At 74.2% G+C, this 12,958-nt stretch carries 9 protein-coding genes; 4 read left to right on the plus strand and 5 right to left on the minus strand.

The window, feature by feature from the left end; genetic code table 11:
- Nucleotides 1–9: 9 nt before the first annotated feature.
- Nucleotides 10–1,014 carry an NAD(P)H-dependent glycerol-3-phosphate dehydrogenase gene (locus AMIS_RS15545; RefSeq protein ID WP_014443278.1) on the minus strand — a complete coding sequence of 335 codons (1,005 nt, stop codon included), beginning with the start codon at nt 1,012–1,014 and terminating at the stop codon, nt 10–12.
- A 106-nt stretch (nt 1,015–1,120) separates the two neighbouring features.
- On the opposite strand from AMIS_RS15545, the gene AMIS_RS15550 reads away from it, so the two are divergent.
- A complete protein-coding gene (locus AMIS_RS15550; protein WP_014443279.1) occupies nt 1,121–2,107 on the plus strand; it encodes a formylglycine-generating enzyme family protein in 987 nt (328 codons plus the stop codon).
- Here the strand turns inward: AMIS_RS15550 and AMIS_RS15555 are convergent.
- Nucleotides 2,038–2,886: a hypothetical protein gene (locus tag AMIS_RS15555; protein WP_041829805.1), complete on the minus strand. Its 849-nt coding sequence runs from the start codon at nt 2,884–2,886 to the stop codon at nt 2,038–2,040. The two genes, AMIS_RS15550 and AMIS_RS15555, sit on opposite strands and share 70 nt — an antisense overlap.
- A 76-nt stretch (nt 2,887–2,962) precedes the next feature.
- On the opposite strand from AMIS_RS15555, the gene AMIS_RS15560 reads away from it, so the two are divergent.
- The 3 genes from AMIS_RS15560 (at nt 2,963) to AMIS_RS15570 (ending at nt 9,122) form a co-directional block, all read left to right on the plus strand.
- Complete coding sequence (locus AMIS_RS15560) at nt 2,963–3,556, plus strand: dihydrofolate reductase family protein (protein ID WP_014443281.1); 594 nt, start codon at nt 2,963–2,965, stop codon at nt 3,554–3,556.
- A gap of 118 nt (nt 3,557–3,674) precedes the next feature.
- On the plus strand, nt 3,675–6,377 hold the full coding sequence (locus AMIS_RS15565; RefSeq protein ID WP_014443282.1) for a helix-turn-helix transcriptional regulator: 2,703 nt from the start codon (nt 3,675–3,677) through the stop codon (nt 6,375–6,377).
- A 21-nt stretch (nt 6,378–6,398) separates the two neighbouring features.
- Nucleotides 6,399–9,122 carry a helix-turn-helix transcriptional regulator gene (locus AMIS_RS15570; protein WP_014443283.1) on the plus strand — a complete coding sequence of 908 codons (2,724 nt, stop codon included), beginning with the start codon at nt 6,399–6,401 and terminating at the stop codon, nt 9,120–9,122.
- Here AMIS_RS15570 and AMIS_RS15575 read toward each other — a convergent pair.
- The 3 genes from AMIS_RS15575 to AMIS_RS15585 all read right to left on the minus strand — a co-directional run bounded on the left by AMIS_RS15575 (nt 9,115) and on the right by AMIS_RS15585 (nt 12,957).
- Nucleotides 9,115–11,394 carry a helix-turn-helix domain-containing protein gene (locus AMIS_RS15575; RefSeq protein ID WP_157434880.1) on the minus strand — a complete coding sequence of 760 codons (2,280 nt, stop codon included), beginning with the start codon at nt 11,392–11,394 and terminating at the stop codon, nt 9,115–9,117. The two genes, AMIS_RS15570 and AMIS_RS15575, sit on opposite strands and share 8 nt — an antisense overlap.
- Nucleotides 11,379–12,419: an IS630 family transposase gene (locus tag AMIS_RS15580; RefSeq protein ID WP_014443285.1), complete on the minus strand. Its 1,041-nt coding sequence runs from the start codon at nt 12,417–12,419 to the stop codon at nt 11,379–11,381. Before AMIS_RS15580 ends, AMIS_RS15575 begins: the two co-directional genes overlap by 16 nt.
- 133 nt (nt 12,420–12,552) lie before the next feature.
- Nucleotides 12,553–12,957, minus strand: coding sequence for an ATP-binding protein (locus tag AMIS_RS15585; protein ID WP_041829807.1), 405 nt, complete (start codon nt 12,955–12,957; stop codon nt 12,553–12,555).
- Nucleotide 12,958: the final 1 nt, after the last annotated feature.

A 12,958-nucleotide genomic window follows, 5' to 3' on the forward strand; every position in this document is an offset into this window, starting at 1 on the left:
CGCGGAGGGTCAGCCGGGATCGGACTCGTGCCCGGCCGGGTGGGTGCGCAGCAGCCCGTCGTAGGCCCGCGCGGCGGTGATCTCGCCGGTGACCACCCGGTGGATCGTGCGGGTGATCGGCATCGCCAGCCCGTGCCGGTCGGCCAGCCGGACCGCGGCGTGCACCGTCTTGACCCCCTCGGCGACCTGTCCCATCTCGGCGAGGATGTCGTCCAGGCCGCGCCCTCGGCCGAGCTGCTCGCCGACGTGCCGGTTGCGGCTGTGCGGGCTGATGCACGTCGCCACCAGATCGCCCATCCCGGCCAGCCCGGCGAGCGTGGTCGGCTCGCCGCCCATCGCGACCGCCAGGGTGGTCAGCTCGGCCAGACCACGCGAGATCACCCCGGCCCGGGTGTTGTCGCCGACGCCCAGGCCCTGCGCGATGCCGGTGGCGATCGCCACGACGTTCTTCAGCGCCCCGCCGACCTCGCAGCCGATCACGTCGTGGTTGGTGTAGACGCGTAGCAGCCCGCGCCGGAACACCCGCTGGATCTCGGTCGCGACGGTCAGGTCCTCGGTCGCGATCACGGTGGCCGCGGCCATCCCCGCCATGATCTCCTTGGCCAGGTTCGGGCCGGTCAGCGCGGCGGCCGGGTGTCCCGGCAGTACCTCCTTGATCACCTCGGTCATCCGGGAGAGCGAGTCCCGTTCCAGACCCTTGCTGAGGCTCACGACCGGGATCCACGGGTGCAGATCCGGGCGGACCAGCTCCAGCGTGGTGCGGAACGCCCCGGTCGGCACGCCGACGACCAGCAGCTCGGCGTGGGCCGCCGCCTCGGCCAGGTCCGCTGTCGCGCGCAGCCGGTCCGGTAGCGGGAAGCCCGCCAGGTACCGCTCGTTGGTGTGCTTCGCGTTGATCTCGTCGGCGGTGGCCGGGTTGCGCGCCCAGATCAGCGACTCATGATCGCGGCGGGTCAGCACGGACGCCACCGTGGTTCCCCAGGAGCCGGCGCCCAGCACGGTGATTCGCACCATCAACCTCCACGGGTACGCAGGGATCACGCCCGCCGAGCACTCATCCGGACGGGGTGATCCGGCAGCGCCGGCGCGATGCCAGGCTGCCGGGCATGAGGAGCATCCCATGACCGAGCCGGAACCGGGGGCATGCTGCTCGCCGGCACGCGCGGGAGGTGCGTCGGCCGTACCGCGGACCGTGGTTCTGACACCCGGCCGGCCGGACACCGGGGACATGATCGAACTCGGCGGCGGGCGTTTCCTGATGGGGACCGATGACGCGGACGGCTTCCCGGCCGACGGCGAGGGGCCGGTGCGCGCGGTCACCGTCAGCCCGTTCCGGATCGCCCCGGTCGCGGTGACGAACGCGCGGTTCGCCGAGTTCGTCGCCGACACCGGGTACGCGACCGAGGCGGAGCGGGCCGGCTGGTCGTTCGTCTTCGCCGGCCTGCTGCCCGACGACTTCCCGCCCACCCGCGGGGTGCGGGCGGCGCCGTGGTGGCGGCAGGTGGAAGGCGCCGACTGGCGGCATCCCGAAGGCCCGCAGTCGGCCGTCGGCGATCGGGCGGACCATCCGGTGGTGCACGTGGCGCACACCGACGCCGTCGCCTACTGCCGCTGGGCCGGCGTGCGGCTGCCGACCGAGGCGGAGTGGGAGTTCGCCGCCCGCGGTGGCCTGGAGCAGGCGCGGTTCCCGTGGGGGGACGAGCCGCCGCAGGGCCGGTGCAACATCTGGGAGGGTACGTTCCCCGGCCGCCACACGGGTTCGCCCGGAACGGCGCCGGTACGGTCGTACCAGCCGAACGGGTACGGCCTGTACGACATGGCCGGCAACGTGTGGGAGTGGTGCTCGGACTGGTTCAGCCCGGCGTACCACCGGGACGGGCCGCGCGCCGACCCGGCCGGCCCGCCGACCGGCACGGCCAGGGTGATCCGCGGTGGCTCGTACCTGTGCCACGAGTCCTACTGCAACCGTTACCGGGTGGCCGCCCGCAACCAGAACACCCCGGACAGCTCCACCGGCAACACCGGCTTCCGGGTGGCTCAGCCCTTCGTCTCGATCTCTGCGCGCATGTCCGGGAAATCGCCCTTCACGTCGACCGCGGTCTCGTAGAAGAACAGGAACATGCCGACGCTGCCCTCGTCGGCCCAGCCGCAGAGCGCCACGTTCTCCTTGCCGATGACGCTGTCGCCGCACTGCGCCACACCGCCGAGCGCGCCCGTGCTGGCGGGGGAGACCCCGGTGAGCTGGCTCTCCCCGCTGAACGACTGGAACATCGTGTCGAGCATCCCCTGCGGGTCGTCGATGTCGACCTCGGCCGCGAGCGCGGCGATCAGCTTCTTCTCGCCCAGCGCGCCGTAGGCGGCGCCGAACGCGTTGTCCGCGCCCGGATAGCCCTCCACCTCCTTCTCCAGGTCCCGGGTGAGCGAGGACAGCTCCTCCGCCTCGATCTTGTCGTGGCCGTTCAGCGTGTCCGGCTCGCTGATCGTGATCGTGTCCTCGGGGCGGGCCACCGACGCGCTCGGGGCGGCGCTCTCCACCGACGGGCTCGGGGCGGTGCTCTCCCGCTGCGCCGTGCCGTCCTTGCTGTTCAGCTTCTTGCCGGCCAGATAGGAGACGGTGCCGCCGCCGACGAGCAGGACCAGCGCGATCGCCACCGACAGCAGGACGATCGCCGCGGTCCGCGACCGGGCCGGCGGAGGCGGGGGCGGCGGGACCGGCGCCATCGGGTACGTCGGCGGAAGGTAACCGGGATGAGCCGGGCCGGCTTGATGCGGACCGGCCTGATGCGGGCCGGGCTGGGCGCCGGGCCGGCCGTAGTCGGGCTGTTCGAAGAGCGGCTGCGTGTGCTGCGGCGTCTCGAAGGGGTCGACAGGCGGCGGGTATGTCATCGACGCTCCAGTGGTCGAACTGTCTGTGGATACTAGCGACGGCCCCGCACCGGACCGACATCGAGGAGCGCACCCCATGGCACGAGTCATCATGCAAGCGGTGGTTTCGGTGGACGGATACATCGCGTATCCCGACGATTCGGTCGGGCCGCTCTTCGACTGGTACGGCAACGGCGACGTGACGATTCACGCGAACGAGAAATGGTCCTTCCGGGTGAGCCGCGCCTCCGCCGATTACGTGACGCCGTTCTGGGACGCGATCCGCTGCACGGTGATCGGCCGTCACCTGTTCGACATCACCGACGGCTGGCAGGGTGTCCCGGCCGCGGGGGAGCACGTGGTCGTCGTCACCCACCGGCCGCTGCCCGAGGAGTGGCTGGCCCGATTCCCCGACGCCCCGTTCCACCCCGCCGGCTCGGTCGAGGCCGCCATCGAGCTCGCGGCGGAGCTCGCCCGGGACGGCCTGGTCTGCGTGCCCGCCGGCGACGTCGGCGGCCAGGTGTTCGCGGCGGGCCTGGTCGACGAGGTGGCGATGGACGTCGCCCCGGTGGTCCTCGGCGAGGGGGTGCGCTTCTTCGGCAGCCACACCGGCACGGTGCTGCTCGACGACCCGGACACGGTGGTCCAGGGCGACCGCGTCCTGCACCTGCACTACACCGTCAAGCGGTGACCGGCGTCGTGGTCCGGTGCAGTACTTAGGCAGACGGCGGCGGCTGACAACGGCGGCAGACTCGTGGCTCGGGGAGCGCCCGGTCGGTCCGGGGCGTGTTGTCTGAGGAGAGTTCGTCGTGACGTTGATCGGCCGGGAGCGTGAGCTGGCTGACATCGCCGCCGTCGTCGATGCCGCTGAGCGGGGACCGTCCGCCATGCTCGTGCACGGTGACGCCGGCATCGGCAAGACCGCTCTGCTGAACGCCGCCACCGCGCGCGCCCGCCGCCGTGGCCACCGGGCTCTGACGCTCGGCGTCACCGGGAAACGGCCGTTCGCGCTGGTGCAGGCGCTGCTCGATCCGCGATGCGGGGGACCCGCCGATCTGCCGCGCCCGCTGCGGGAGCCGCTCGCGGTGCTCTGGGCGCCCGCGCCGCCCGGTGACCTCGCGGATGCGCCGGCCGTGGTCAGCGCGGTGCTGCTCGCCCTCGAGGAGCTGTCCCGTGACTGCCCGATCCTGATCCTGGTCGACGACGCTGACCGGGTCGACGGCGAGTCGCTGCGGCTGCTCGGGCACGTGGTGGCGCACGGCTCCGGGGAGCGTGTCGCGCTGCTGCTGGCCGTGCGCGACGACAGGCTGGCGGGAGTGACCGCGCCCGGTGTGCGCCGCTACCGGATCCGGCCGCTCGCCGAGCAGGCCGCCGCCCGGCTGCTCGACGCCCTGCCGGTGACCGTGCCGGCCCGGCGGCGGCTGGACGTGCTGCGCCGGGCACGGGGCAACCCGCTGGCCCTGCGGGTGTTCGCCGGCGCGGGTGAGCCGATCCCGGCGGAGTTCGCCGATCGGGTTCGGGGCCTTCCGGCCGCGACCCGCTGGCTGTTGCTGCACGCGGCGCTCACCGAGGACGCCGAGCAGATCGGGATGCTCACCGCGGTGGCCGAGGGTGCCGGGGACCTGCGGGACTGGGCGCCGGCCGAGAGGGCCGGGCTGATCACCGTACGGGATGGGCGGGTGCACTTCCCGAATCCGTTCGTGCGGGCGGCGTGGGCGGCCGGTCGTGGCCCGAACGACGTGGTGCGGGCCCATCGGGCGCTGGCCGCGGCGACCGGGCGGGTCCTGCACCTGGCCGAGTCGAGCACCGGACCGGACGAGGCCGTCGCCGCCACGCTGATCGAGGCCGCCGACGCCGCCGTGGCCCGGACCGACTACTTCGCGGCGGCCGACGCGCTGCAGGCGGCGGCCGAGCGCAGCGTGCGGGACACCGACGCGGCCCGCCGGTACGCGCGGGCCGTCTACGCCGCCTACCGCAGCGGCCACCCCGGCTGGGCGATCGAACTGTACGAGCGGGTCACCCGGACCGCCGCCGACCCGGACTCGGCCGGCGCGGCGGCCAGCGGCGCCGCGTTCTCGCTGTTGCAGCTGGCCGAGCCGTGGCAGGCCTTCGAGGTCGCCTCCCGGGCGCTGCTGCGCAGGCCGGACGACGACCGGCTGGTGCTGTCGGCGGTGTTCGCCGCCGCGTCGGCCGCCTTGCAGTCCGGCGCCGCCGCACACCGCGGGCAGCTTCTCGGGCTGCTGGCGCTGATCGAGGAGCGGGACGGCGACGGCGGGCCCGCCGAGGCGCCGCAGCCGATGATGCCGCCGCTGGACGACGCGGTGGTCCGGGCCGCGGTCCGGCTCGTCGCCGACCCGGCCGGTTACACCGGCCGCTGCCCGGTGCCGGTCGGCACCGGACCGTCCGAGCTGGTCCGGATGATCTGTACGGGCACCGTCGCGTTCCTGCTGGACGACTCCGCGCGGGCGGCCACCGATCTGCGGGCGGTCTGGGACGCCGGCGCGCGGTTCGGTGGCGCCGGCACCACGTTCATCACGTTCCAGTTCATGATCATGGCGATGATCGACGCCGGGATCTGGTCCGGCGTGGACGATCTGCTGGACCAGGCCGAGGACCTGGCCGTGGTCCGTCACGTGCCGCTGTTGGTGACCGTCGTGCCCGCGCTGCGGATGATGCTGCGCGCGCTGCGCCACGACGGCCCGGCCCCGGTCGCCGGTGACCTGCCGATGCTGCCGGGCAGCAGCATGGTCGACAACGTCATCCAGCGGGCGGCCGGGCTCGCCGCGCTGGCCGACGGCGACCACGACCGGGCGTATCTGCATTTCCGCAGGATGTTCGACGAGGACGGCGAACCGCGGCACTACCTGCTCGGGCCCCGGTCGCTGCCGCAACTGGCCCTCACCGCGGCGCGAACCGGGCGGACCGCGGAGGCGCAGCGGGCGCTGCACCGCTGCCGCCGCGCCGCCGGCCCGGCGCCGACGTCCCGGCTGACCATGCTGTTCGCGCACGCTGCCGCGCTGCTCGACGACTCCGAGGACGCGGAGACCCACTTCCAGCGTGCCGTCGAGGACCCGGAGCGGATGCTGCGCTGGCCGCTGGAGTACGCCGAGGCGCAGCTGAACTACGGCATCTGGCTGCGCACCCGGCGTCGCTGGCGGGTCGCCCGCCCGCACCTGCTCGCGGCGCGGGACACGTTCCTGCGGCTGGGCGCCCACGCGCACGCCGACCAGGCCGCCCGCACGCTGCCCGCCGGGCTGCGGCCGGCCGGGGAGGCGGCGCCGGAGCCGGCCGCGTTCACGGCGCTGACCGCGCAGAAGCAGATGATCGCGCGGATGGCCGCCGGAGGCATGAGCAACCGGGAGATCGCCGGTCGCCTCTACCTGTCGCCCCGCACCGTCGGCTCCCACCTGTACCGGATCTACGCCGAGATCGGCGTCGGCAACCGGTACCAGCTCCGCGCGCTGATCGGCGGCGCGGGCACCTCCACCGGCCACGAATCGGCCTCCCACTGAACAGATCACGAAAGCTGACCGATGCACCCCGTCACGTCCTCGCCGCCCGGCCACCAGCTGATCGGGCGCGACACCGAACTGGCCCGGATCGAACAGTTCCTCGGCGCCGACTCCGCCTGCTGCGGCACGCTCGTCATCACCGGTGACCGCGGTTCCGGCAAGTCCGCGCTGCTCAGCGCCGGAACGACCCGGGCAGTCGGCCCTCGCGGGCGCCGGCTGGTGCGGGTTCAGCACCGGGAGCACGCCGCTTTCGACCCGATGCGGCAGATGCTGCTCGCCGTGCGTCACGACCTCGTCGCGCTGGAGCCTGCCATCAGCGAACCGGCGCTGGCGCTGCTCGGCCTCGCGCCGGGAACGCCGCCGGCCGACGGCGACCTGCCGTCGCTCGTCGCGGCGGCGTTCCCGGCGATCGCCGCCCGGTCGCCGCTGCTGATCGTCGCCGACGACCTGCACGACGCCGGCGACGCGTTCGCGGGCCTGCTGTCACGGCTCTCGGCGGCGCCCGGGACCGCCGTGCTGGTGACCAGCCGGATGCCGATCCCGCCGGCCCTCACCGGCATGCCGGTCATCGTGCTGAACCCGCTGCCGGGCGACGCCGCGGAACGGCTGCTCGCCGACCGGCGGCCCACGCTGACCGCCGCCGCGCGGACCCGGGTGCTGCACCGGGCCGGCGGCAACCCGGCCGCGCTGCTGGAGCTCGGCGTGGTCAGTCCTCCGCCCGAGGGCCTGCTCGCCGAGTACGTCGAGGCCTTGGCCGGGCTGCCCGGCGACACCCGCGCCCGGCTGCTGCGCGGCGCCGCCCTCGGCCCGGCACATCTGGACCTGCTGGACGCCGGCGGCCACCGCGACGGCGGCACCGATGCCGGCACTGATGCCGCGTGGTATCCGGCGCTGCGGGCCGGGCTGATCACCTGTACCGGAGATGATGTGGCCTTCGCCCATCCGCTCGTCGCCGAGGCCGCCTACCGGTCGGCGCCCGCCTACCTGCGCCTGCGCACCCACCGGGACCTCGCGGTGGCGCTCACCGGCCACCCGGAGCACCAGGCCCTGCAACGCGCCGCGGCCGAGCCGGACGCCAATGAGGAGACCGCGGCGGCCCTGGAGACCGCGGCGGCCATCTTCCGCGGGCGGGGCGACAGGTACGCGGCCGGCGTCGCCATGCATGAGGCCAGCCTGCGGTCGCCGTCGCGGCAGAGCGCGGCCCGCCGCCTCACCCAGGCCATCATCGACGCGCGTGACCTGCGCGACAGCGCCTGGGTGGCGGAGCTGCACGCGCGGATCTGGCACCTGACCGACGACCCGGACGTCCTCGCCGTGGCCGCCGCCCCCGCCGCCACGGCCATGCTCTGGGCCGGCCGGTACCACGACGCGTACGGCATCGTCCTCGCCGTCCACCACGCCGGCCGTCCGGCCGACCGGCGCCACGCGCTGCAGCTGACCGTGGCCGCCGCCCTGATCGCGTGGCTGACCTGCGACGAGGAGCACCTTACCGGGCTGGGGCCGATGCTGGGCGCCGCCGAGCCGGCCCCCGACCAGGTCGCGGCCGCGCTGGTGCGCACCCTGATCGACCCGCACGCGCATCCCGGCCGGGAGATCTGCGCCGCGGCGAGCCTGCCGCCGGCCGGCACGCCGCTGAGCCCGGAGGCGCGTTCGCGGATGGCCCATCTCGGGATGCTGGCCTGGCTGGAGGACCACTGCCGGCTCGCGGTGCGGGCGCTGCAGCACGCCCTGGCCGACGACGTCGCCGGGGATCTGATCGTCCGGCAGTCGTCGCCGACGCTCGGCCTGCTGCTCTCCCGGGCGAGCGCGCTCATCGACATCGGGGACTGGCGGCTCGCCGACGTGTGCGCCAGTCCGCGGCTGGCACACGGCATGCCGGCGGTGGAGCTCGGGTTCGCGTCGCTGCGCGCCCAGCTGCACGCCCTGCGCGGCGAGAACGAGCAGGCGCTGACCCTGGCCCGGCAGACCTGGCAGCAACTCGATCTGCGGGCGAATCTGCCGGCGCACGTGCGGCTGCTGCGCGCCGCCGGGCTGGCCTCGATCGGCAACGGCGACCACGACGACGGGTACCGGTACCTGCGGTCGATGTTCGACGTGAACGGGCGGCCGTTGCATCCGTACCTGTCGTCGCGCTGCGTGGCCGACTTCGTCGTCGCGGCCGTCCGCTGCGGCCGCGACGAGCAGGCCCGGATGGTCGTCGACCGGGTCCGCGAGACCGCCGGGCCGCAGCCCGGGGCACGGATGAGCATCCTGCTGCACCTGAGTGAGGCGATGCTGGCCGGGCCGGACCGGGCCGAGGAGCACTTCCGGCTGGCCGCCTACGACCCGGCCGGGCCGGAGTGGCCCTACGAGCACGCCGTGGCGCACCTGCACTACGGGTTCTGGCTGCGCCGCCACCGTAGCCCGCGGGAGGCGAAGGCGCTGCTCGCGCATGCGGCGTACATCTTCACGGCGCTGGGCGCGGCGGACGCCGGCGCGGCCGAGCACGAGATCGTGGTGGGCGCCCGGCCGCACCAGCGGGACGGCGGGTTCGACGTCGACGCGCTGACCACTCAGGAGCGCCAGGTGGCGGAGCTGGCCGCCCGCGGGCTGGTCAACCGGGCCATCGCCGAGCAACTGTTCCTGTCGGTCCGGACGGTGAGCACGCACCTGTCGCGGATCTACCGCAAGATGGGCATCCGGGGCCGGCACGAGCTGGCCACCGCCCTGTTCGCCGGATCCGCCGCCGAGGGCGACCTCAGCTGAACGCCGACCACAACTGGTGCCGGCCCTCCAGGCCGGCCTTGCGATAGACCCTGGTCAGGTGGGTGTTCACGGTCCGCGCCGAGATCAGCAGGCGGTCCGCTATCGCCCGGTTGCTCAGGCCCTGCGCCGCGAGCTCCGCCACCTGCCGTTCCTGGGTGGTGAGGTGGGTCGCCACCGCATGCCGCGCGGCGGTGGCCGGCTGCGCGCCGACGGCGATCTCGCGTTCGGCGATCGCGGCCGGGCCGGGCGCTCCGAGCCGGGTGAAGTCGGCGGCGGCGCGGGCCAGCAGGGTCCGTGCCTCCCGCGGGCTGCGGTTGCGGCGCAGCCAGAGGCCGTACTGCAGGTTCGCGTACGCGTGCTCGTACGGCCACCGCGGCGCGGCGGGATCGGTGACCGCGGCCCGGAAGTCCGCCTCGGAGTCGCCGAGCAGGGCATCGCTGAGGCGCAGCAGGATCCGCATCCGGGCGCTGGGCTCGGCGCCTGCGGTCCGCCGGACCTGCTCCACGACGAGACCCGCGGCGTCGTGGTGGCCGCCGCGCACCGCCGCGACCGTGAACTCGGCGACGCAGCGCGGGGAGAGATGCGGATGCAGGGGCCGGCCGTCCCGGTCGAACATCGAGCGCAGGTACCGGTACGCGTCGTCGTGGCCGCCGCCGGCCGCCGCCGCCAGGGCCGCCGCCCGGAGCAGGCGGATGTGGGCGGCCCGGTTGCCGTGCACGTCGAGCCCCTGCCAGGTGGTCCGGGCCAGCCGCAGCGCGTCGTCGCCGTGCCCCCGCAGGGCGAGCAGCTGGGCGCGGACGGCGGCGAGGTTGGCCCGCATCATCGGCCAGCCGGCCGCCCAGCGCTCGTCGGCGAAGACGTCGGCGCGCGCCCAGTCCCCGATGTCGATCAGCGTGCCGGTCAGGGCTGGGAGGGTGTGGAAGGTGGGCGCGGGAAGCGGCGGGGGAGTGTCGCCGATCGCCCGCAGCAGCAGCCGGGCGGCGAGCTCGCTGTGGTCCTCGAACCAGGCGATCATGCCGAGTTCGGTCAGCCGGTGCCAGGTCCGTGGGTCCAGCTCGGTGTCCGGCGCCGGGACGACGGCGGTGTCGCAGAGATCGCGGCCCGGGTGGGCGCCCGGGTCGATGAGCTCGCGGACGTAAGCGGCGATCGACGGCTCCGGCACCGGTTCGGCGGCCGCGAGCAGGGCGGTCAGGCCCTGCCGATGGTCGTCGTCGCCGGTCGAGTCGGCCACCCCCGTCGCGATCATGGCGAGAATCAGGGCGGCGGCCGGATCGGTGGCGGGTCCGGCCCGGTGCGCCGCCATGATCATTCCGTACGCCTGGTGCTGGCGGTCGGCGTAGAGCAGGGCGGTGGCCGCCGGACGGGTGGCCTCGGCCAGCACGTCGGGGTCGCCGGTGAGGTTCCAGACCCGGGCGTGCAGGTCGGCCGCCCAAGTGGCGTCGCGCAGGTCACGGGCGTCGGCGATGGCCCGGGTGAGCCGGCGTGCGGCGCTCGTCGGGTCGGGGGAGAGGTCGGCGGCCTGCCGCATCGCGTCGGCCGCGCGGTAGCGGTCGCCACGGTCGCGGAAGACGCTCGCGGCGGCTTCCAGCCGGGCCGCGATCGTCTCGCCGGGATGCGGGTCGGCGGCGGCCAGGTGCAGGGCCTGCCATTCGGGGTACGCGGCGACGGTCGCCGCGAGCCGCTGATGCGCCCGCCGGAGCGTGCCGGCGGTGGCGGTCCGGAGAACGGCCTCCGCAGCCAGCGGATGCACGAACGCCAGGCCCTCCGGAGTGTGCCGGACGAGACTCGCCGGGGCCTGGGCCTGGGCCTGGGCCTGGGCCTGGGCCTGGGCCGGGGCCGGGGCCGGGGCAAGGGCTGGGTCCGGGTCCGGGACGCCGGTGACCGGCAGCAGCGCGGGATCGACCGGGCGACCGGCCGCCGCCAGGTGCAGCAGCATCGTCCGCTCCCGCTCGGTCAGCGATCCGAGAGCGGCGGCGAACGCCGACAGCAGACTGCCCGAGGGCACGTCGGGAGCGGCCAGTTCGAGCAGCGCGGCCGGATTGCCCTGCGCGCGGTGCAGGATCGACGCGCGGACGCCGGCGGTCAGATGCGGGGCGCCGGCGTCGAGCAGCCGGACCGCGTCGGCGGGCGGCAGCGGCGCCAGCTCGAGCCGGGGCTGACCTCGGAGCGCGGCCGGCAGCGGCGCGCGGGCCGCGACGATGACCGTGACCGCGGGCAGCGCGGACAGGCCCACCAGCGTGGTCAGCGCGTCGTCGTCTAAGCGCCTGGCCAAAGGTTCTGTCCGTAACCCTCGGGGAGCCACGGTGAGGTCCAGGGTGCTGTGGTGGTGAGGTTGTCGGCGTCGGTGCGGTAGCGAAAGAACGCGTGGGCTTGGCGGACGCGGTCGGCCATCGTGGCGGGTGCGGTGTTCGCGATCTTGCGTTTCAGGGCTGCCCAGATTCGTTCGACCGGGTTGTCCTGAGGGCTGTATTTGGCGCCTTCGATCACCTGCAGGCGTGGGTGTTCGGTCAGCCAGCGTTTCGTGATGCCGCTGTGGTGGGTGGTGCCGTTGTCGCAGATCACGGCCACCACGGGTGCGTCTGGGTAGGCGTCGAGCAGTTGTTGCAGGAAGTAGCAGAACACCACGGAGACGTTCTTGACGCTGACGTGGTGATGCCAGGTGCCGGTGGCCAGGTTGATCGCGCCGTGCATGGTGCGGCGCAGGTTGGTGCCGGGAGTCAGGATCCGGTGGCGGATCCCGGCCGGCATCCAGCAGGCGCGGATGCGAGGCAGCAGGTCGAGGTGGGTTTCGTCTTCTGCGAGGACGACTGACCCTGCCGGAAGGGCGGCGATGCGGTCGCGGATGTCCGCGCATTTCTGATCGTGGTCGGGGTCGCTTTTGGCGATCAGCCGGGGCCGGCACCAGCGGGCTTGTTCGCGGATGCGGCGGCGCAGCGTGGACAGGCTGAGCTGTGGGCGGCCCAGAGCACGCCAGAGCCGGGCTGTGGTCCAGGCCTTCGGAGTCAGGAGCAGCCGGTGGATGCGTTCGCCGAGGCGGCGGCTGCCTTTGCGGGGTCGTCCGCTGCGAGGCCGGTCGGGTAGCCCGGCCAAACCTTCGTGCTGGTGTCGGGCGATCCATCGCCGGACGGTGGCGGGGTCGTAGTGCAGCAGATCGGCGATCTCGCTAGCCGGCCAGCCTGCGGCGGACAGCACGACGATGACCATGCGGGTCGCCGTCCGCCACGGGCCGTGCAGGGCGGTAATCAGTTCGGTGTGTTGCTCGGCCGGCATCCGGGCGTAGATGTGCGCAGGGCGCATACTGGTCGTGACCTCGTCGGGGGTTTCGGTCTTGTGTGGAAACCTGATCCGAACCCACGACGAGGTTTTTCTGTCGCTATGTACCTCTAACTGAGCAAGTCCCAGCCGAGACCGTTACGCGCAGAACCTTTGCTCACGCGCTTAGGTGGCACGCGTCGTCGACCACGATCGTGATCGGCCGGTGTCGGGCGGCCGCGGCGACGACCGTACCTACGATGGTGTTGATCCGGTCGTGAGCCGGCGGCGGACCGCCCGGCGCGAGACCCAGGAAGGTCATGGCCGGACCGCTGACCGCGGGCGGCGCCGCGGCGAGATCGTCGCGCAGGGCGAGCAGGAGCGGCAGCGGCCACAGCGCGGCGGTCTCGGCGCCGTGCCCGGTGATCACCCGGCGCCCGGACCCGGCGGCCTGCCGTGCCGCGGCGCTGAGCAGGGCGGACTTACCGCAGCCGCGGTCGCCGGTGACCACCAGCAGGCCGCTCGGCGGCAGCGCGGCGAGCCGGGCCAGCTCAGCGTCGCGGCCCAGCAGGATCGGATCCATC

Source organism: Actinoplanes missouriensis 431, assembly GCF_000284295.1.
Lineage (GTDB): Bacteria > Actinomycetota > Actinomycetes > Mycobacteriales > Micromonosporaceae > Actinoplanes > Actinoplanes missouriensis.